The sequence below is a fragment of the Mesorhizobium sp. Cs1299R1N1 genome, assembly GCF_037179655.1.
In the GTDB taxonomy this organism is placed as follows: domain Bacteria; phylum Pseudomonadota; class Alphaproteobacteria; order Rhizobiales; family Rhizobiaceae; genus Mesorhizobium; species Mesorhizobium salmacidum.
In genome coordinates, this window is record NZ_JAPYKR010000012.1 from 191,834 (window position 1) to 211,668 (window position 19,835).

The 19,835-nt window shown below is 63.7% G+C and carries 16 protein-coding genes; all 16 read left to right on the plus strand.

Annotated elements, in window-relative coordinates; all coding sequences use genetic code 11:
- The first annotated feature begins 4 nt into the window (after positions 1 to 4).
- The 16 genes from ftsL (at position 5) to O7A70_RS25280 (ending at position 19,824) form a co-directional block, all read left to right on the plus strand.
- Positions 5 to 400: a cell division protein FtsL gene (gene ftsL / locus O7A70_RS25205; RefSeq protein ID WP_027141642.1), complete on the plus strand. Its 396-nt coding sequence runs from the start codon at positions 5 to 7 to the stop codon at positions 398 to 400.
- The gene (locus tag O7A70_RS25210) at positions 397 to 2,121 is read left to right on the plus strand and encodes a peptidoglycan D,D-transpeptidase FtsI family protein (RefSeq protein WP_140502413.1); all 1,725 of its coding nucleotides are present in this window, start codon (positions 397 to 399) and stop codon (positions 2,119 to 2,121) included. The genes ftsL and O7A70_RS25210 overlap by 4 nt, the downstream gene beginning before the upstream one ends.
- A gap of 54 nt (positions 2,122 to 2,175) precedes the next feature.
- Positions 2,176 to 3,624 (plus strand): UDP-N-acetylmuramoyl-L-alanyl-D-glutamate--2,6-diaminopimelate ligase, encoded by a 1,449-nt coding sequence (locus tag O7A70_RS25215; RefSeq protein WP_337142804.1) that lies wholly within the window; start codon positions 2,176 to 2,178, stop codon positions 3,622 to 3,624.
- Complete coding sequence (locus O7A70_RS25220) at positions 3,621 to 5,102, plus strand: UDP-N-acetylmuramoylalanyl-D-glutamyl-2,6-diaminopimelate--D-alanyl-D-alanine ligase (protein ID WP_337142805.1); 1,482 nt, start codon at positions 3,621 to 3,623, stop codon at positions 5,100 to 5,102. The genes O7A70_RS25215 and O7A70_RS25220 overlap by 4 nt, the downstream gene beginning before the upstream one ends.
- A gap of 17 nt (positions 5,103 to 5,119) precedes the next feature.
- Positions 5,120 to 6,202 carry a phospho-N-acetylmuramoyl-pentapeptide-transferase gene (gene mraY, locus O7A70_RS25225; RefSeq protein ID WP_337142806.1) on the plus strand — a complete coding sequence of 361 codons (1,083 nt, stop codon included), beginning with the start codon at positions 5,120 to 5,122 and terminating at the stop codon, positions 6,200 to 6,202.
- A gap of 8 nt (positions 6,203 to 6,210) precedes the next feature.
- Positions 6,211 to 7,611: a UDP-N-acetylmuramoyl-L-alanine--D-glutamate ligase gene (gene murD / locus O7A70_RS25230; protein ID WP_337142807.1), complete on the plus strand. Its 1,401-nt coding sequence runs from the start codon at positions 6,211 to 6,213 to the stop codon at positions 7,609 to 7,611.
- Positions 7,611 to 8,762, plus strand: a complete 1,152-nt coding sequence (gene ftsW, locus O7A70_RS25235) for a putative lipid II flippase FtsW (RefSeq protein WP_027051103.1) — start codon at positions 7,611 to 7,613, stop codon at positions 8,760 to 8,762. Before murD ends, ftsW begins: the two co-directional genes overlap by 1 nt.
- A gap of 1 nt (position 8,763) precedes the next feature.
- Positions 8,764 to 9,891 carry an undecaprenyldiphospho-muramoylpentapeptide beta-N-acetylglucosaminyltransferase gene (murG, locus tag O7A70_RS25240; RefSeq protein WP_337142808.1) on the plus strand — a complete coding sequence of 376 codons (1,128 nt, stop codon included), beginning with the start codon at positions 8,764 to 8,766 and terminating at the stop codon, positions 9,889 to 9,891.
- Positions 9,888 to 11,288, plus strand: a complete 1,401-nt coding sequence (gene murC, locus O7A70_RS25245; RefSeq protein WP_337142809.1) for a UDP-N-acetylmuramate--L-alanine ligase — start codon at positions 9,888 to 9,890, stop codon at positions 11,286 to 11,288. Before murG ends, murC begins: the two co-directional genes overlap by 4 nt.
- Positions 11,285 to 12,250 carry a UDP-N-acetylmuramate dehydrogenase gene (murB, locus tag O7A70_RS25250; RefSeq protein ID WP_337142810.1) on the plus strand — a complete coding sequence of 322 codons (966 nt, stop codon included), beginning with the start codon at positions 11,285 to 11,287 and terminating at the stop codon, positions 12,248 to 12,250. Before murC ends, murB begins: the two co-directional genes overlap by 4 nt.
- 300 nt (positions 12,251 to 12,550) lie before the next feature.
- Positions 12,551 to 13,477, plus strand: a complete 927-nt coding sequence (locus O7A70_RS25255; RefSeq protein WP_337142811.1) for a D-alanine--D-alanine ligase — start codon at positions 12,551 to 12,553, stop codon at positions 13,475 to 13,477.
- The gene (locus O7A70_RS25260) at positions 13,465 to 14,406 is read left to right on the plus strand and encodes a cell division protein FtsQ/DivIB (protein ID WP_337142812.1); all 942 of its coding nucleotides are present in this window, start codon (positions 13,465 to 13,467) and stop codon (positions 14,404 to 14,406) included. Before O7A70_RS25255 ends, O7A70_RS25260 begins: the two co-directional genes overlap by 13 nt.
- Positions 14,403 to 15,710, plus strand: a complete 1,308-nt coding sequence (ftsA, locus tag O7A70_RS25265; RefSeq protein ID WP_337142813.1) for a cell division protein FtsA — start codon at positions 14,403 to 14,405, stop codon at positions 15,708 to 15,710. Before O7A70_RS25260 ends, ftsA begins: the two co-directional genes overlap by 4 nt.
- Positions 15,711 to 15,776: 66 nt before the next feature.
- The gene (ftsZ, locus tag O7A70_RS25270; RefSeq protein WP_337142814.1) at positions 15,777 to 17,462 is read left to right on the plus strand and encodes a cell division protein FtsZ; all 1,686 of its coding nucleotides are present in this window, start codon (positions 15,777 to 15,779) and stop codon (positions 17,460 to 17,462) included.
- A 280-nt stretch (positions 17,463 to 17,742) separates the two neighbouring features.
- Complete coding sequence (gene lpxC, locus O7A70_RS25275; protein ID WP_337142815.1) at positions 17,743 to 18,693, plus strand: UDP-3-O-acyl-N-acetylglucosamine deacetylase; 951 nt, start codon at positions 17,743 to 17,745, stop codon at positions 18,691 to 18,693.
- A gap of 261 nt (positions 18,694 to 18,954) precedes the next feature.
- Positions 18,955 to 19,824: an outer membrane protein assembly factor BamD gene (locus O7A70_RS25280; RefSeq protein ID WP_337142816.1), complete on the plus strand. Its 870-nt coding sequence runs from the start codon at positions 18,955 to 18,957 to the stop codon at positions 19,822 to 19,824.
- Positions 19,825 to 19,835: the final 11 nt, after the last annotated feature.

The window sequence follows — 19,835 nt, forward strand, 5'->3', positions numbered from 1 at the left end:
GCACGTGTTTCGTACCAGCGATATCATCCTGATCGCCGTCATGGTTTCGGCCGCCGCCCTGACCTACAAGGCAAAGCGCGAGGCCGAGGACCAGTTGGCGGCCGTGCAGAAGATCCATGCCGAGATACGTTACGAGGAGGACACGATCGACCTTCTCAAGGCCGACTGGAGCCTGCTCACCCAGCCGTCGCGGCTGCAGAAGCTCGCCGAGCTCTACAAATCGCAGCTCGCTTTGGAGCCGGTCAGTGCCCGGCAGATCGTGGGCCTGGGCGACCTGCCGGCCAAGGCCCTCGACATCCAGGACATCCTGAACGGGCGCCAGGGCGCCATGGCCGACAATTCCGACAAGGCGCCCTTGGGCGACAAGGATCCCGTCGTGACCGGAGACATCGCCCAATGATCGGCAAACTGCTGAAACGCTTCGCCACGGTAGGCCGCGCCAGGACGGGCGAGGACGGGTCGATCGTGGTCGAAGGCGCCCGCAAGGCGACCGGCGGCAAGGGCAAGGCGCGCATCGTGATGACGATGGCGGTATTCTTCGGCATTTTCTCGACTATATCCGGGCGGCTGGTCTATCTCGGTTTCCAGACACCCGACCTGTCGGGCGGTCCGCAAAGCCGGGTGACCGCGTCACGTCCCGACATTGTCGATCGCAACGGCGAAGTGCTGGCCACCGACATCAAGACAGCGTCGCTGTTCGCCGAGCCGCGCCGCATCGTCGATGCCGACGAGGCGATCGAGAAGCTGTCGACGGTGCTGCCCGAAATCGACTACGAGCAGACCTATCACAAGCTGAAGAGCGGCGCCGGCTTCGTCTGGCTGCAGCGGCAGCTGACGCCCAAGCAGCAGGCCGACATCATGCAGCTCGGCATTCCCGGTTTTGGCTTCCGCACCGAAAAGCGCCGTTTTTATCCGAGCGGCGAAACCTCGTCCTACATTGTCGGCCTGACCAACATCGACAACCAGGGCATCTCCGGCATGGAGAAATATATCGATGAGCAGGGCCTGAGCGACCTGCAGGCGTCTGGCCTGGCGGTGGCGAAGGATCTCAGGCCGGTCAAGCTTTCGATTGATCTGCGCGTTCAGCATGTGGTGCGCGACGAGATCGCCGCCGGCCTGGAACGCTACCGCGCCATGGGGGCGGGCGCCGTCGTGCTCAACGTCAAGACCGGCGAAGTGGTCGCCATGGCCTCGGTGCCGGATTTCGATCCGAACAATCCCTACAATGCGCAGGACAAGGACCGGCTCAACCGGATGTCGGCGGGGCTCTATGAGATGGGCTCGACGTTCAAGAGCTTCACCTCGGCCATGGCGCTCGATTCCGGCAAGGCGACGATGTCGAGCCGCTTCGACGCTTCGCATCCAATCCGGGTCGGCCACCAGGCCATTCACGATTTCCACGGCAAGAACCGCGTGCTGTCGTTGCCGGAGGTGTTCCTCTATTCCTCCAATATCGGGTCGGCCAGGGAGGCCGAGCTGGTCGGCATCGAGGCGCATCGCGAATTCCTGCATCGCCTCGGCATTCTGGAGAAGATGCAGACCGAACTGCCCGAAGTCGCCCGCCCGACCGAGCCGAAGGTCTGGAAGCAGGTCAATTCGTTCACCATAGCCTTCGGTCATGGCGTGTCGACGACGCCGCTGCAAGCGGCTGTCGGCTGCGCGGCGCTGGTCAATGGCGGATTCCTGATGCAGCCGACATTCCTGGTCCGCAGCCAGGAGGATGCGATGGCGGCGGCCAAGAAAGTGGTTGCCGAAAAAACTGTCGAGGGCATGCGCTACCTCTATTCGCTCAACGCCGAGAAGGGTTCGGCCAGAAACGCCCGGGTTCCCGGCTACCGCGTCGGCGGCAAGACCGGAACGGCCGAGAAGGTCATCAATGGCCGTTACTCGAAGGAGTTGAATTTCAACACCTTTGTCGCCGCCTTCCCGATGGACGATCCGCAATATCTGGTGTTCACGATCGCCGACGCCCCGCATCCGGAAAAGCCCGGGATGACCGACGTCGCGGCCAACAATGCAGGGGTAATGGCAGGCAATATCATCAGGCGTGCAGCGGCCATGCTTGGCGTGAAGCCAGATTTCAGCCATGAAAATGGTGCAACGCTGGTTTCCTATCAGTGATTCTTGGGGCGCGCCGGCAACTGCGCGCTATTTTGTTGCGGTGAACGGGACTCGATGAAGCTCAAAGATCTAGCCGGTATCCTGCCAGTCGAAGGAACAGCTTCCGCCGATCTGGAGGTTTCCGGCATCTCGTCGGATTCCCGCCAGGTAAAACCGGGCGTCCTCTTTTTCGCGCTTGCCGGCACCAGGGCCGATGGCGCCAGCTACGCCGCCGACGCGGCCCGGCGTGGCGCTGCCGCGATCGTTGCGGGCAGCGCCCTTGCCGATTTGCCGGTTCCGGTGCTGGCTGTCGATGATCCGCGCCTGGCACTGGCGTTGAGTGCCGCCCGCTACTTCGGCAGACAGCCGCAAACCATGGTCGCCGTGACCGGTACCAGCGGCAAGACGTCGGTCGCCGCCTTCACCAGGCAGATATGGGAGCAGGCGGGATACGCAGCCGCCTCGATCGGCACCACCGGCGTGGTTGCGCCCGGCCGCAACGAATATGGTTCGCTGACGACACCCGATCCGATCGCCCTGCACCAGTTGCTGAGGGAATTGGCCGATGCCGGCGTTACCCACGCCTCGATGGAGGCCTCCAGCCACGGGCTCGACCAGCGCCGCCTCGATGGGGTGAAGCTCTCGGCTGGCGGCTTCACCAATCTCGGCCGCGACCACATGGATTACCATTCGACGATCGAGGATTATCATCGCGCCAAATTGCGCCTGTTCGACACGCTGCTGCCGAAGGGCGCACCGGCCGTCGTCTTCGCCGACGATCCGTGGTCGGAACCGACGATAAAGGCGGCGCGGGCCGCTGGGCTCGACGTGCTGACGGTCGGCCGCCATGGCGATTTCCTCAGGCTGAAGCGGGTCGAGCATGAGCGTCATCGCCAGCGTGCCGAGGTCGAGGCCGACGGTGTGATCCACGAGATCGACCTGCCGCTCGCCGGCGATTTCCAGATAGCGAATGCGCTGGTTTCGGCGGGGCTTGCCATTTCCACAGGAACACCTGTCGCCAAAGCCTTGGCGGCATTGGAGAAATTGAAAGGCGCGCCGGGCCGGCTAGACCTGGTCGGCACCACGGCGAGCGGCGCGCCGGTCTATGTCGATTACGCTCACAAGCCCGATGCGCTGGAGAATGTTCTGTCCTCGGTGCGTCCGTTCACCACCGGTCGCGTGATGGTCGTGTTCGGCTGCGGCGGCGACCGTGACCGGGGAAAACGACCGATCATGGGCGAGATCGCGACCCGGCTCGCCGATGTCGTCATCGTCACCGACGACAATCCGCGCTCCGAAGTGCCCGAGACCATCCGCGCCGCCATTCTCGCCGCCGCGCCCGGTGCCATCGAGATCGGCGACCGGCGCAAGGCAATCCACGAGGCTGTCGGCATGCTGCATGCCGGCGACACACTGATCGTGGCCGGCAAGGGCCATGAGGAAGGCCAGACGATCGGCTCTGAAACCCTGCATTTTTCCGACCATGAGGAAGTGCGCGCCGCGCTCAGGGAGCGTGCCGCATGAGTTTGCTGTGGACATCGGAAGCGCTGGTTGCCGCCACGGACGGGCGGCCGCTCGGCCCCATGCCCGAGGGCATATCGGGCATTTCGATCGACAGCCGCAGCCTGCAGCCGGGCGAGGCCTTCTTCGCCATCAAGGGCGAGGCGATGGACGGCCATGACTTCGTCACCGCCGCCATCAAGGCCGGCGCCGGCGTGCTGGTGGTGGCGGAAGGCAAGTTGCCGTCTCTTGGCCGGCTGACGGCGCCGATCATCGTCGTCGAGGATGTGCTGGTTGCGCTGGAAAAGCTCGGCGTCGCGGCGCGCGCCCGCTCGCAAGCCAGGATCATCGCGGTAACCGGCTCCGCGGGCAAGACCACAACCAAGGAGGCGCTTCGCCACGTGCTTTCGGCCGTTGGCAAGGTGCATGCCTCGGCGCAGTCCTTCAACAATCATTGGGGGGTGCCGCTGACCCTGGCGCGCATGCCGGCTGACTGCGACTATGCGGTGTTCGAGGTCGGCATGAACCATCCCGGCGAGATACGGCCGCTGGTGAAGATGGTGCGGCCGCATGTCGCCATCGTCACCATGATCGCGGCCGCGCATCTTGGCTTCTTTCGCAATCTGGACGAGATCGCCAAGGCCAAGGCCGAGATTTTCGAGGGTCTGGAGCCCGGCGGTGCCGCGGTGCTCAACCGTGACGATGCGCGTTTCAAGCTGCTGGACAAGGTGGCACAGGCTGCCGGCGTCGAGCATGTCTATGGCTTCGGCGAGAATGCTCGCTCGACCTTCAAGCTGGTCAAGTGCGAGTTGCATGCCGATCATTCCGACATCGCCGCCAGGATCAGCGGCCACGATATGATCGCCCGTATCGGAGCTCCCGGCCGGCACATGGTGCAGAACGTGCTGGCGGTGCTTGGCGCCGCGCATCTGGTTGGCGCCGATCTCGACAAGGTTGCATTGGCGCTGGCCGATCTCTCGGCCGAGCGCGGGCGCGGCAAGCGCCACGTGCTGCGGCACCCCGGTGGCCCGACTTCGGGCCAGCCCGGCGGCTCGACTTCGGACCAGCCCGGTGGCCAAATCACGCTGATCGACGAGAGCTACAACGCCAATCCGGCCTCGATGGCGGCTGCCATGGCGCTGCTCAATGCGACGCCGATGACGGGCGAGGGCAGGCGCATCGCCGTGCTTGGCGACATGCTGGAGCTCGGCGACCACTCGGCCAAGCTGCATGCCGCTCTTGCCGATCTCATCGTCGGCACGGGCACGCGGACAGTCTTTCTCGGCGGGCCGGAAATGCGGTCGCTGGCGGAAGCGCTGCCGGACGATATCAGGACGGAATATCGCGCCGGCGTCGAGGAGTTGAAGCCGGTGCTGCTCGCCGCGCTGAAGCCGGGCGACGTGGTGATGATCAAATCGTCGAAGGGCATCGGTTTTGCAAAACTGGTCGATGCGCTGCTGGGCAAATTCCCGGCCAAGACAACAACCAGTAACCAGACCTAGTCGGGGGACGAAAGCGCATGTTCACACTGCTGGTCGATTTCGCGGACAAGGTATCTGTCTTCAATGTCTTCCGCTACATCACGTTCCGCACCGGCGGCGCGCTGATCACCTCGGCGCTGATCGTCTTCATCTTCGGGCCGACCATCATCAATTCGCTGCGGCTCAGGCAAGGCAAGGGCCAACCGATCCGCGCCGACGGGCCGCAGACCCATTTCAAGAAGGCGGGCACGCCGACCATGGGCGGACTGATGATCCTGTCCGGCATCATCGGCTCGTCGCTTTTATGGGCGAACCTGTCGAGCATCTATGTCTGGGTGGTGCTGCTGGTGACACTCGGCTTCGGCTCGATCGGCTTCTATGACGATTATCTGAAGGTGACGAAGCAGTCGCATCTCGGTTTCTCCGGCAAGGCGCGGCTTGCGTTGGAATTCATTATCGCCGGCATCGCCGCTTGGGCGATCATGCACAATGGCCAGGCGCCGTTCTCGTCGTCGCTGACCTTCCCCTTCGCCAAGGAATTCATCATCAATCTCGGCTGGTTCTTCGTTCCGTTCTCCTGCTTCGTCATCGTCGGCGCCGGCAATGCGGTGAACCTGACCGACGGCCTCGATGGTCTGGCGATCGTGCCAATCATGATCGCGGCGGCGTCCTTCGGCGTCATCGCTTATCTCTCCGGCAACGCGGTGTTCGCCGAATATCTGCAGATCCATTTCGTGCCCGGCACCGGTGAACTGGCGGTCGTGCTTGGCGCGGTCATCGGCGCCGGCCTCGGCTTCCTCTGGTTCAACGCGCCGCCTGCGGCGATCTTCATGGGCGACACCGGGTCGCTCGCCATGGGCGGCCTGATCGGCACGGTCGCGGTCGCCACCAAGCACGAGATCGTGCTGGTCATCGTCGGCGGCCTGTTCGTGGTCGAAATCCTCTCGGTCATCATCCAGGTCGGCTACTTCAAGATGACCGGCAAGCGCGTTTTCCTGATGGCGCCGATCCATCATCATTTTGAAAAGCTCGGCTGGACCGAAAGCCAGGTGGTGATCCGCTTCTGGATCATCGCCGTCATCCTGGCGCTGGTCGGCCTCTCCACCCTCAAGCTCAGATAGGCCGCCATTTGATCCCCGCCGCATCCTTCGCAGGAAAGCGTGTTTCGCTCTTCGGGCTCGGCGGCTCGGGGATCGCCACGGCGCGCGCGCTGATCGAGGGCGGCGCTGAGGTGCTGGCCTGGGACGACAATCCCGACAGTGTCGCCAAGGCGGCCGCCACCGGTATCGCCACTGGCGATCTGCGTGGCGCCGACTGGGCTGGGGTTTCCGCCTTCGTGCTGTCGCCCGGCGTGCCGCTGACCCATCCCAAGCCGCACTGGACCGTGGAATTGGCGCGCGGGGCGGGCGTCGAGGTCATCGGCGATATCGAGTTGTTCTGCAGGGAGCGGACGCAGCGTTCGCCGGATGCTCCCTTCATCGCCATCACCGGCACCAACGGCAAGTCGACAACGACCGCGCTGACGGCACATATTCTCAAGGCTTCCGGACGCGACACGCAGATGGGCGGCAATATCGGCCGCGCGGTGATGACGCTCGATCCGCCGAAGCCCGATCGCCACTACGTGGTCGAATGCTCGTCCTACCAGATCGACCTTGCGCCCTCGATCAATCCGACGGCCGGTATCCTGCTCAATCTGACGCCCGACCATCTCGACCGCCACGGCACCATGCAGCACTACGCCTCGATCAAGGAGCGGCTGGTGGCGGGCAGCGAGACGGCGATCATCGGCATCGACGATTCCTGGTGCGCGCAGATCGCCGATCGGCTGGAGCGGGCAGGGCGGCAGGTCATCCGCATTTCCAAGCGCCTGCCGCTGACCGACGGCTATTTCGCCGACGGCACCAACATGATGGAAGCCGTGCACGGCCGCTACAGCCGGGTCGCATTCCTCGAAGGCATCGGCTCGCTGCGTGGCCAGCACAATGCGCAGAACGCGCTGGCCGCCGTCGCCGCCTGCCTCAAGGTCGGGCTCGACCTCGGCGAGATCCAGTCGGGGTTGGAAAGCTTCCCGGGTCTCGCCCATCGCATGGAGCAGGTCGGCCGCAAGGACCATGTGCTGTTCGTCAACGATTCCAAGGCGACCAATGCCGATGCCGCGGCACCCGCGCTGTCCAGCTTCAGTCGGATCTACTGGATCGCCGGCGGCTTGCCCAAGGAAGGTGGCATCGAGCCGCTGCGCGGCTTCTTCCCGCGCATCGCCAAGGCCTATCTGATCGGCGAGGCCGCCCCCGCCTTTTCGGCGACGCTCGGAGAGGCCGTGCCTTATGAGATCTCGGGCACGCTGGCCGCCGCGGTCGAGCATGCCGCGCATGACGCAGCCAAAGACGACAGCGGCGAGGCAGTGGTGCTGTTGTCGCCGGCATGCGCCAGTTTCGACCAGTTCAAGAATTTCGAGGTCCGCGGCGAAGCCTTCAGGCAAGCTGCGAGCGCTATAGATGGCGTCAAACCCATCGGAGGGGCACGATAATGCAGAGCCGTCTCGACAAAAGTCCGGTCGCAACCTGGTGGTGGACCATCGATCGCTGGTTCCTTGCGGCGTTCCTGTCGCTGATGGGGCTCGGCATCGTGTTGTCCTTCGCGGCAAGCCCCGCGGTCGCCGAACGCATCGGCCTCGACAGTTTCCACTTCGCCACCCGACAGATCATCTTCACCGTGCCTGCGCTCGGCGTGATGCTGGCGGTCTCCTTCCTCGATTCCAGGCAGATCCGGCGCATGTCGCTGATCATGCTGTGCCTCATGCTGGTGCTGATGGTGGCGGTGCTCTATGTCGGCGTCGAGGTGAAGGGTGCGCGCCGCTGGGTGTCGCTCGCCGGCCTGTCGATCCAGCCTTCGGAATTCCTCAAACCGGCCTTCGTCATCATGTGCGCCTGGCTGTTCGCCGAACACAAGCGCCAGCCCGACATTCCCGGCAATCTGTTCGCCATGCTGCTCCTGGTCTTGGTCGTGTCGCTGCTGGTAGCGCAGCCGGACCTTGGTCAGACCATGCTGACCACCGGCACCTGGGGCATCATGTTCTTCATGGCGGGACTGCCATGGCTTTGGATTATCGTGCTGGGAGCCGCCGGCGTCGGCGGCGTCTTCGCCGCCTATACGGTGTTTCCGCACGTCGCGCTGCGCATCGACAAGTTCCTCACCGGCGAAGGCGACACGTTCCAGGTCGACATGGGCCGCGATGCGTTGATCAATGGCGGCTGGTTCGGCGTCGGGCCGGGCGAAGGCACCGTCAAGCGGGTCATCCCCGACAGCCATGCCGACTTCGTCTTCTCGGTCGCTGGCGAGGAATTCGGGCTGATCATGTGCTTCTTCATCATGTCGATCTTCGCTTTCATCGTGCTGCGCGGCCTCAACACGGCGCTCAAGGAACATGACGACTTCACCCGCTATGCGGTTGGCGGTCTCGTCACCGTGTTCGGCCTGCAGGCCGTCATCAACATGTGCGTCAACCTGCAACTGGTGCCGGCCAAGGGCATGACGCTGCCCTTCATCTCCTATGGCGGCTCCTCGCAGATCGCCATCGCCATATCGATGGGCATGGTGCTGGCGCTGACGCGCAAGCGGCCGGAAAAGCGCAAGCAGATGGGTTTTGCGCTGCCGCAGCGCGCCATGCCGGCGGAGTGACATGGCCAAAGGCGTTATCCTTCTCGCGGCGGGTGGAACAGGCGGACATCTGTTTCCAGCCGAAGCGCTGGCGCACGAACTGATCGAGCGCGGCTGGGCGGTGCATCTGGCGACCGACACCCGGGCCGAGCGGTTTGCCGCCCATTTCCCGGCAGCGGCCGTCCACCCGATCCAGTCGGCGACGTTAGGCTCGAAAAATCCCTTCACCCTGCTTGGCGCCTTCTGGAAAATCTGGAGCGGCGTGCGTCAGGCCTCCGCCATCATCGGCAGGATCAAGCCGGAGGCCGTCGTGGGCTTTGGCGGCTATCCGACCTTGCCGCCGCTCTATGCGGCGACGCGGCGCAAGGTTCCGACGCTGATCCATGAGCAGAACGCGGTGATGGGGCGCGCCAACCGGGCGCTGTCGGGCCGTGTCGATGCGATCGCCGGCGGCTTCCTGCCGCAGGATGAGAGTGCGGCCGGCGCCAAGACGGTGACGACCGGCAATCCGGTCAGGCCGGCTGTGCTCGAAGCAGCCAGGACACCTTACGTGGCTTCAACCGGGGATGAGCCTTTCCGCCTGCTGGTGTTCGGCGGCAGCCAGGGCGCCCAATTCTTTTCCGATGCGATGCCGGGGGCAGTCGCGCTGCTTTCCGATGCACAGCGCAGACGCCTTGTCATTACTCAACAAGCTCGCGCGGACGACGTGGCGCGGGTGAAGGCGGCCTATGCCGCGCTCGGCGTCGCCGTCGAGGTCTCGCCGTTTTTTACCGACATGGCGGCGCGCATTGCGGCGGCGCATCTGGTGATCTCGCGTTCCGGCGCCTCGACTGTCTCGGAGATCGCCGTTATCGGCCGGCCGGCGCTGCTGGTCCCCTATCCCTTCGCGCTCGACCACGATCAGGCAGCGAATGCGGCAGCGCTCGCTGCCGCCGGCGGCGGCGAAGTGCATGTGCAATCGTCGCTTTCGTCCGAGCGTATCGCGGCACTGCTCGGCGCCCTGATGGACCAACCGGAGCGGCTAGAGACGATGGCTGCAGCGGCCAAGTCGGTCGGCAGGCCCGACGCGGCACGGTTGCTCGCCGACCTCACAGAGGCTATTGCGTCCCGCAAAACAGTATCGGATTTCAGGAAGGGAACGCACCCATGAAGATGCCGCAGACCATTGGCCTCGTGCATTTCATCGGCATTGGCGGTATCGGCATGAGCGGCATCGCCGAGGTGCTGCACAATCTCGGCTACAAGGTGCAAGGATCCGACCAGGCCGACAGCGCCAATGTGCAGCGGCTGCGCGACAAGGGCATCGAATGCTTCGTCGGCCACAAGGCCGAGAATCTCGGTGACGCCGAGGTCATCGTCGTCTCGACCGCGATCAAGAAGTCGAATCCCGAACTGAAGGCGGCGCGTGAAAAGCTGTTGCCGATCGTGCGCCGCGCCGAGATGCTTGCCGAGCTGATGCGTTTCCGCCAGGCTGTTGCCATCGGCGGCACGCATGGCAAGACGACGACGACCTCGATGGTGGCGACGCTGCTCGAAGCCGGTGGGCTCGACCCGACCGTCATCAATGGCGGCATCATCAATGCCTATGGCACCAATGCGCGCATGGGCGACGGCGAGTGGATGGTGGTCGAAGCCGACGAAAGCGACGGCACCTTCCTCAAGCTGCCGGCCGACATCGCGGTCGTCACCAACATCGATCCCGAGCATCTCGATCATTATGGCAATTTCGACAATGTGCGCGAAGCGTTCCGCCAGTTCGTCGAGAACGTGCCTTTCTATGGCTTCGGCGTGATGTGCACCGATCACCCGGAAGTGCAGGCGCTGGTCGGCCGCATCGAGGACCGGCGCATCATCACCTATGGCGAGAACGCACAGGCCGACGTGCGCTTCACCAACCACCGCATGGCAGGGGCGACCTCGGAGTTCGACGTGGTCATCCGCGACCGCAAGGGGCGCGGCCAGACAACGATAGCGGGCCTGCGCCTGCCGATGCCTGGTCACCACAATGTGTCCAACGCGACGGCCGCGATCGCGGTCGCGCACGAACTCGGCCTGTCGGCCGAGGCGATCAAGAAGGGCCTGTCTTCCTTCGCCGGCGTCAAGCGCCGCTTCACGCATACCGGTTCCTGGAATGGTGTCGACGTGTTCGACGACTACGGCCACCACCCGGTCGAGATTTCGGCGGTGCTGAAGGCGGCGCGCAGCGCCACCAACGGGCGTGTCATCGCCATCGCCCAGCCGCACCGCTTCACCCGGCTGCATGATCTGTTCAACGAGTTCTCCGCCTGCTTCAACGATGCCGACACGGTGATGGTCGCCCCGGTCTACACCGCCGGCGAAGAGCCGATCGACGGCGTGACCTCGGATGCGCTGGTGTCGCGCATCCGCGCCGGCGGCCATCGCGACGCCCGCTACATCGAAGGGCCGGCTGATATCGCGCCTGTCATCCGCGACATCGCCAAGCCCGGCGACTTCGTCGTCTTCCTGGGCGCCGGCAATATCACCCAATGGGCCTATGCCTTGCCGAAGGAGCTTGCCGCCTCATGATGAACGGCCAGGCCCTGATCGACAGACTTGGCGACCGGCTGGCCGGCCTGCGCGGTCGCATCACGCCGAATGCCGAGATGGACAAGATCACCTGGTTCCGCGCAGGCGGCCTTGCCGAGGCGCTGTTCCAGCCGGCGGACGAGGAGGACCTTGCGGCGTTCCTCAGGGCGGTTCCCGAAGAGATCCCCTTGACGATCGTCGGCGTCGGTTCGAACCTTCTGGTCCGCGACGGGGGCCTTCCAGGCTTTGTCGTCAGGCTTTCCGCGAAGGGCTTTGGCGAGGCTGAAGTCATTTCCCCGATCAGGATCAAGGCAGGTGCCGCCACGCCCGACAAGCGTGTGGCGGCGGTGGCGCTCGAGGCCGGCATTGGCGGCTTCCATTTCTATCACGGCATTCCAGGCGCCATCGGCGGGGCGCTCAGGATGAATGCCGGCGCCAATGGCGTCGAGACGCGCGAGCGCGTCGTCGAGGTGCGGGCGCTCGACCGCAAGGGCAATGTCCAGACGCTGAGCAATGCCGAGATGGGATATGCCTACCGCCATTCGGCGGCGCCCGTCGGGCTGATCTTCACCTCGGCTGTTTTCGAGGGCTATCCAGAGGACAAAGCGGTGATCAAGACGGCGATGGATGCGGTGCAGAACCATCGCGAGACCGTGCAGCCGATCCGCGAGAAGACCGGCGGCTCTACCTTCAAGAATCCCGAAGGCACCTCGGCCTGGAAGGAAATCGACAAGGCGGGTTGCCGCGGCCTGATGATCGGCGGCGCGCAGATGTCGCCGATGCACTGCAACTTCATGATCAACACCGGAACCGCGACCGGCTACGACCTCGAATATCTCGGCGAGACGGTACGCGCGCGGGTGCTCGAGCATTCCGGCATCCGGTTGCAATGGGAGATCAAGCGCATCGGCGATTTCCGCTCCGGGCATGCCGTGCAGGAGTTCCTCGGACAGCTCCTTTAGCGCATCTTGAAGTTCACGTGATGCGTGAACTTCAACGGGATCGAAATGCCGTGAAATCGTTGCTGCAAAGACTCAGCGACACGGTTTTCGTATCCATTTTCTCAGAAAGTGAATCTCTCGGAATCATAAGTACTTGCCAGTGAATCAACTCTCTGATTCTCTGCCCTAAAGCGTTTCCTGATTTGAGTCGTTCGACGCGTTACCCGCGTTTTCCGTCTGGGGGGCAACCTGCCGGGAGACTCGGACTCAATGTTGCGGAAATCTTGGATTTTGGTCCGCCGTGAGAGGGGATGACGGGGAATGAAAAACAAGCATGTGGCCGTATTGCTGGGAGGTTTCTCGTCCGAGCGGCCCGTGTCCTTGTCTTCCGGAAAGGCCTGTGCCGATGCGCTGGACCAGGAGGGGTATCAGGTCACTCGTGTTGATGTCGGGCGCGATGTCGGCTCGGTGCTTGCCGAGCTCAAGCCCGACGTCGCCTTCAATGCGCTGCATGGACCGTTCGGAGAGGACGGTACCATCCAGGGTATCCTTGAATATCTCGGCATTCCCTACACCCATTCCGGCGTGCTCGCCTCGGCGCTTGCCATGAACAAGGAGCAGGCGAAGAAGATCGTCAAATCGGTCGGCGTTCCCGTTGCCGAATCGAAGGTCGCCAACCGCTTCTCTATCCAGAACAAGCACCCGATGAAGCCGCCCTACGTGGTCAAGCCGGTCAGCGAAGGGTCGAGCTTCGGCGTCGTCATCGTGTCGGAGGGGCAGTCGCACCCACCGCAGGTGATCGGGTCGTCCGAGTGGAAATATGGCGATACCGTCATGGTCGAGCGCTACATCCATGGGCGCGAGCTGACCTGCGCCGTCATGGGCGATGTGGCACTTGGCGTCTGCGAGATCATCCCGACGGGCCATTCCTTCTACGACTATGATTCAAAATATGTCGCGGGCGGATCAAAACACGAATGCCCCGCAAAAGTTTCACCGAATATTTACCAAAAAATACAGACACTGGCGCTCAAGGCTCACCAAGCTGTCGGCTGTCGGGGCGTTTCCCGGTCGGACTTCCGTTATGACGATCGTCACTCCGAAAATGGCGAGGTTGTATGGCTCGAGGTCAACACTCAGCCGGGCATGACGTCGACGTCTCTGGTGCCTGAAATTGCCGCCCATGCCGGGCATTCGTTTGGTGAACTGTTGAGTTGGATGGTGGAGGACGCTTCGTGTCTGCGTTGAAATGGGGACAGGGTAAGGTGAGGGGCGCGGCCGGGCCGTCGCTGTTCGGCCTGCCATTGTCGTTGGACCATTTCGTCCTGCCGCGCGTGCTTCGCCGCCCGGTGCGCATCCTGACGCGCCTTGGTGATGGTGAATTCCAGGCGCCGCGGTTCTCCGTCGCGATCATGTCGTCGGTGCTGCTGGCTTCGAGCGGGGCCTATGGCGCCTACCTCGGCGGTCATGCCGACGGCATCATTCAAAGCATCACCGCCCGCACCGGCTTTGCCGTCGATCAGGTCAAGGTGGTCGGCAACCGTCAGACTTCAGAGATCGACATTCTCGACAGGCTTGAACTCGATGGCTGGACGTCGCTGATCGGCTTCGATGCCGAGGCCGCGCGGGAGCGCATCGCGACCTTGCCGTGGATCCAGGTCGCCGCGGTGCGCAAGGTCTATCCGCATACGCTCGAAGTGCGCGTCGAGGAGCGCGCGGCTTTCGCGCTCTGGCAGCAGGGCAACGACCTCTCCGTCATCGAAAAGGATGGCGCTGTCATCGCGCCGTTCTCGGGCGGCAAGCAGGTGCTCCTGCCGCTGTTGATCGGTACCGGCGCGCCCGCCAAGGCGCCTGATTTCCTGGCCAGGATCGAACAGTATCCCGACCTTGCCAGCCGCATCAAAGGCTATGTCCGCGTCGGCGAGCGGCGCTGGGACCTGAAGCTGGACAACGGCATCACCATCAAGTTGCCCGAGGATGATGAGGACCAGGCGCTCGCCGAACTCGTCAAGATGGACCATGACAAGGGTCTGTTGTCGCGCGACATCGCCGCTGTCGACATGCGCCTGACGGACCGGCTGGTCGTGGAGCTGACGCCACAGGCGGCGACGCAGCGCGAAGCCGCGCTCAACGAGAAACCAAAGACCCTCAAGCGCAAGCCGGAGACGAAGATATGAGCTGGCTTGGCGGTTCTGGCGATGCCTCGTCGCGCCGGTCGGGCACACTGACAGTGCTGGACGTCGGCTCGAACAAGGTCTGCTGCATGGTGGCCAAGCTCAAGCCGAACGATGACGGCAAGCTCCTGCGCGGCCGCTCGCACCGCATCCAGGTCATCGGTATCGGTCACCAGAAATCGCAAGGCGTGAAGTCGGGCGTCATCGTCGATCTCGACCGTGCCGAGCATGCTATCCGCCTGTCCGTCGACGCCGCCGAGCGCATGGCCGGGCTGACCGTCGATTCGCTGATCGTCAACATGACCGCCGGACGGCTGAAGAGCGAAACCTTCTCGGCCACCATCAATCTTGGCGGCCACGAGGCCGACGAGGCCGACATCAAGCGCGTGCTCGGCGCCGGCGCCAAGCAGGCGCTGAAGGCCGAGCGCGAGGTGGTCCATTCGCTGCCCGTCGGCTTCTCGCTGGATGCCGAACGCGGCGTGCGCGATCCGCGCGGCATGGTCGGTGACGCGCTTGGCGTCGACATGCATGTGCTGACCGGTGACGCGGCACCGATGCGCAATTTGGAGCTCTCCATCAACCGCTCGCACCTGTCGGTCGAGCGTATGGTGGCGACGCCCTATGCCAGCGGGCTGGCGGCACTCGTCGACGACGAGCTGGAACTCGGAGCCGCCTGCATCGACATGGGCGGCGGCACGACGACGATCTCGGTGTTTTCGGAAGGCAAGTTCGTTCATGGCGACGCCATTGCCATCGGCGGCAACCATGTCACGCTCGACATGGCCAAGGGACTTTCGACCTCGCTTGATGCCGCCGAACGGCTGAAGGTGATGCACGGCTCGGCGCTGCCGGGCAGTGCCGACGATCGCGACCTGGTCTCGATCCAGCCGATCGGCGACGATGGCGACGTGCCGCTGCAGATCCCGCGTTCGGTGATGACGCGCATCGTGCGCGCCCGCATCGACGAGACGCTCGAACTCCTGCGCGACCGGTTGAACAAGTCCGGCTACGGCAATGCGGTCGGCAAGCGCGTCGTGCTCACCGGCGGCGCCAGCCAGCTGGCCGGCCTGCCGGAGGCGGCGCGCCGCATCCTGGGGCGCAATGTACGCATCGGTCGCCCGCTCGGCGTGGCGGGCTTGCCCGAAGCGGCGAAAGGCCCTGCTTTCTCGGCCGCTGTCGGGCTTCTGATCTATCCGCAGATGGCGAGCTTCGAGAGCCATCCGGCGAAAGGCATTTCCGGTCTCAGGATGACCGGAACTGGTGGAAAACTGCATCGCATGAGTCAGTGGTTGAGAGACAGTTTCTAATTGACGGGGACAGCCCCATAGGCGGCCGCGGCGGCGAAGCGGCGTGAAAGGCAAAGGACGGAGACAATGACCATCAATCTGCAGAAGCCGGACATCACCGAGCTCAAGCCGCGCATCACCGTGTTCGGTGTCGGCGGCGGCGGCGGCAATGCCGTGAACAACATGATCACCGCCGGACTGCGCGGTGTCGAGTTCGTCGTGGCCAACACCGACGCGCAGGCGCTGACCATGTCGAAGGCCTCTCGGCTGATCCAGCTTGGCGCGCATGTCACCGAGGGGCTCGGTGCCGGATCGCAGCCGGAAGTCGGCCGCGCCGCGGCGGAAGAGTGCATCGACGAGATCCTCGACCATCTCACCAACACTCACATGTGCTTCGTAACCGCCGGCATGGGCGGCGGCACCGGTACGGGTGCTGCTCCGGTTGTTGCCCGCGCGGCCCGCGAGAAGGGCATCCTGACCGTCGGCGTCGTCACCAAGCCGTTCCACTTCGAAGGCCAGCGCCGCATGAAAACGGCCGACTTCGGCATCGAGGAGTTGCAGAAATGCGTCGACACCTTGATCGTCATCCCCAACCAGAACCTGTTCCGGCTGGCCAATGACAAGACCACCTTCGCCGACGCCTTCGCGATGGCCGACCAGGTGCTCTACTCCGGTGTCGCCTGCATCACCGACCTGATGGTCAAGGAAGGCCTGATCAACCTCGACTTCGCCGACGTGCGTTCGGTGATGCGCGAGATGGGTAAGGCGATGATGGGCACCGGCGAGGCTTCGGGCGAGGGCCGTGCGATGGCCGCGGCGGAAGCCGCGATCGCCAACCCGCTGCTCGACGAGACCTCGATGAAGGGCGCCAAGGGCCTGCTGATCTCGATCACCGGCGGCCGTGACCTGACCCTGTTCGAAGTCGACGAAGCGGCGACCCGCATCCGCGAGGAAGTCGACCAGGACGCCAACATCATCCTGGGCGCCACTTTCGACGAGGAACTCGAAGGCGTCATCCGCGTCTCGGTGGTCGCCACCGGTATCGACAAGTCGGCGGCTGAAATCGCCGCCGCGCCGATTTCGATCCGCACCGCTCCGCCGAAGCCGGCTGCCCGGCCGGCCGTCGCCCCGGTGGAAAGCCGCCCGGCGCCGGTCCAGCAGGCGGTGTATGAACCACGCGCCGCCGATCCGGTTGCCGAAGCCATCCAGTTGGCCGAAGCGAATGCCGCGGCCATGGCGCAGGCTCGTCCGACTCCGGTCGCCCATGCGGACGATTTCCGCCCGCAGAGCAAGATCTTCCAAGCGCCGCCTGCACAGCCGCAGCCGATGGTGCAGCCGGTCGTCCAGCAGATGATGCAACCGGCTCCGCAGCCGCGCGAAATGCTGCGTGAGGTCCAGCAGCCGGTCGCGATGGCGCCGCAGCGCATGCCGCGCGTCGAGGACTTTCCGCCGGTCGTGAAGGCCGAGGTCGACGCCAAGAGCCGTCCGGTCGACCACGAGAACAGCGGCCCGATGGGTCTCCTGAAGCGCCTGACCAATGGCCTGACCCGTCGCGAAGAAGAGCCTGCACGGCTGCAGCCGGCGCAACCGCGCGAGCCCAAGCTGCGCCAGGCCGCACCGGAAGTGCGCCGCCTCGCCAGCCAGGATGCGCAGCTCTACGCACCGCGCCGCGGTCAGCTGGACGATCAGGGCCGCCTGACACCGCAGACCAGGGCGACTCAGGACGACGATCAGTTGGAGATTCCGGCGTTCCTGCGCCGCCAGGCCAACTGAGCCGTTAACGGACTGTAACAATTGTTAACAGGCAGGCAAGGAATTGCTTGCCTGTTAACGTTTAAAATGCTGTATAATCAAGTAGTTATGGCGCCGTACATGTTCCAGTTCACGGTTACAAAGAGTAAGAAACCGTGATTTGGAGTCTCCTTGCCGGGACATTATCTTCGCTGCCTACCATAGTCGGTATGCCGGGATTTCGGGGGAAGTAGCCCTGACTGCCGACTTCACAAGAGCCGCGCCCTCGGGCTGGAGAAGCGGACCTAGGCATTACGGGCTCATGGGGATTGTCTTGCACGACCACCAGACGACAGTGAAGACGCGCGCGTCGCTTACAGGCACCGGCGTTCACAGCGGCAAAGAAGTTTCCATCAGTTTCCTGCCCGCGGATGCCGATACCGGCATCGTGTTCCAGCTCCTTAATGGCGATGGGCAGGGCCGTGAGTTCCGCGCCCTGTTTTCCGAGATCGGCGCCACCGACCTTTGCACAATGCTCGGCGATCCCTCGGGTGAGCACATTGCCACGGTCGAGCACATCATGGCGGCCCTGTTCGGGCTCGGCATCGACAATGTCGTCATCGAGATCGACGGCCACGAGGTCCCAATCCTTGATGGCAGCGCCATGGCGTTCGTCGAAGCCATCGACCAGGCCGGCATCGAGGTGTTGGCCGTCAAGCGGCGCTATATCAGGGTGGTCAAGCCGGTCCGCATCGAGAACGGCGCCTCCTGGGCGGAGTTCAGGCCTTATGACGGTACCCGTTTCGAGGTCGAGATCGATTTCGAAAGCCCGGCGATCGGCCGTCAGCTCTTCGCATCGGACATCAATGCCGATATTTTCCGCCGCGACATCGCGCGGGCCCGCACCTTCGGCTTCATGAAGGACGTCGAGCGGCTGTGGGCCGCCGGTTATGCGCTGGGATCGTCGCTGGAAAATTCCGTGGTGATCGGTGATGACAACCGCGTCATCAATATGGGCGGCCTGCGCTATCCCAACGAATTCGTGCGCCACAAGACGCTCGACGCCATGGGCGACCTGGCGCTGGCCGGTGCGCGCTTCATCGGCTGTTTCCGCTCCTATCGCGGCGGTCACCGGCTGAACGCCGCCGCGCTGCGGCGCCTGCTGTCGGACCGCACGGCATTCGAGATCGTTGAGACGACACGCCGGGAGCGTGGCCGGGGCGCCGAGATGAACGCCGTCAACGCGCCTCTCTATGCGCCCTGGATGATCTGATTTTCTTAATCTTTTTCGGAATCCATGGCGGTGTGGTGTTGCAAGAATGCATCACACATCAGCGAAATTGCATAGATTTTCACGCCACGGTCCGCCGCCACAAAAATGTGCGATTGGCTGGACATAGCGTTGCCGGGCAAGGCGGTAATGGTTTATGGCTGCTGCCGTCGATTAGTGCATGTCGCTCAAAAGTGGGGACCAGTTTTGGGACAACAGCATGCAAGAGGCATTGAAATAACGCCGAAAGGGCGGAACCCAACCATGTTCTTCAAGCGAGTCGGTCAATCGAAAGCGCCGCAGCGGTCTGTTTTCCTGGCGCTTTCGGTGGTTGTTCCATCGCTCTTTCTGTCGGCCTGCATGTCGTCGGAGAAAGATATCGACCTGTCGACCTATGTCGACCAGACCGAGCCGGCCGACGTTCTCTACAATCAGGGCCTCGCCAACATGAATGCCGGACGCCTGGACGAGGCGAGCAAGAAGTTCGACGCCGTCGACCGCCAGCATCCCTATTCGGAATGGGCCCGCAAATCGATGGTGATGGGCGCGTTCGCCGACTATCGAAAGGGCAGCTACGACGACGCCATCCAGTCGGCAAAGCGGTACCTGGCCCTTTATCCGTCCACGGATGACGCGGCCTATGCCCAGTACATCATTGGTCTGAGCTACTATCGCCAGATCAAGGACGTGACGCAGGACCAGAAGGAAGCACGCCAGACCGTGCAGACTATGCAAGACCTGGTGACGCGCTGGCCGACGTCGGAATATGTCGATGACGCCAAGGAAAAGATCCGCTTCGCCAACGACCAGCTCGCCGGCAAGGAAATGCAGATCGGGCGCTATTATCTGGAGCGCCGCGAGTACATCGCCGCCGTCAAGCGCTTCCGCACCGTGGTCGAAAACTATTCCAATACCCGCCATGTCGAGGAAGCGCTCGCGCGCCTCACCGAAAGCTATTACGCGATGGGATTGACCTCGGAGGCCCAGACGGCCGCTGCGGTGCTCGGTACCAATTATCCCGACAGCTCGTGGTACAAGGATTCCTACAAGCTGCTGCAGAGCAACGGCCTGGCACCGCGCGAGAATGCCGGATCGTGGATATCCAAGGCCGGGAAGCTGATTACCGGCGCCTGACCTCCGAGCGA

Excerpts from the sequence above, each read along its gene's own strand:
- murB (WP_337142810.1), top strand. The coding sequence starts at position 11,285 with ATGATGAACGGCCAGGCCCTGATCGACAGACTTGGCGACCGGCTGGCC.
- ftsZ (WP_337142814.1), top strand. The coding sequence starts at position 15,777 with ATGACCATCAATCTGCAGAAGCCGGACATCACCGAGCTCAAGCCGCGC.
- ftsW (WP_027051103.1), top strand. The coding sequence starts at position 7,611 with ATGCAGAGCCGTCTCGACAAAAGTCCGGTCGCAACCTGGTGGTGGACC.
- O7A70_RS25255 (WP_337142811.1), top strand. The coding sequence starts at position 12,551 with ATGAAAAACAAGCATGTGGCCGTATTGCTGGGAGGTTTCTCGTCCGAG.
- O7A70_RS25280 (WP_337142816.1), top strand. The coding sequence starts at position 18,955 with ATGTTCTTCAAGCGAGTCGGTCAATCGAAAGCGCCGCAGCGGTCTGTT.
- O7A70_RS25210 (WP_140502413.1), top strand. The coding sequence starts at position 397 with ATGATCGGCAAACTGCTGAAACGCTTCGCCACGGTAGGCCGCGCCAGG.
- lpxC (WP_337142815.1), top strand. The coding sequence starts at position 17,743 with ATGGGGATTGTCTTGCACGACCACCAGACGACAGTGAAGACGCGCGCG.
- ftsA (WP_337142813.1), top strand. The coding sequence starts at position 14,403 with ATGAGCTGGCTTGGCGGTTCTGGCGATGCCTCGTCGCGCCGGTCGGGC.
- mraY (WP_337142806.1), top strand. The coding sequence starts at position 5,120 with ATGTTCACACTGCTGGTCGATTTCGCGGACAAGGTATCTGTCTTCAAT.
- O7A70_RS25220 (WP_337142805.1), top strand. The coding sequence starts at position 3,621 with ATGAGTTTGCTGTGGACATCGGAAGCGCTGGTTGCCGCCACGGACGGG.
- O7A70_RS25215 (WP_337142804.1), top strand. The coding sequence starts at position 2,176 with ATGAAGCTCAAAGATCTAGCCGGTATCCTGCCAGTCGAAGGAACAGCT.
- murC (WP_337142809.1), top strand. The coding sequence starts at position 9,888 with ATGAAGATGCCGCAGACCATTGGCCTCGTGCATTTCATCGGCATTGGC.
- murG (WP_337142808.1), top strand. The coding sequence starts at position 8,764 with ATGGCCAAAGGCGTTATCCTTCTCGCGGCGGGTGGAACAGGCGGACAT.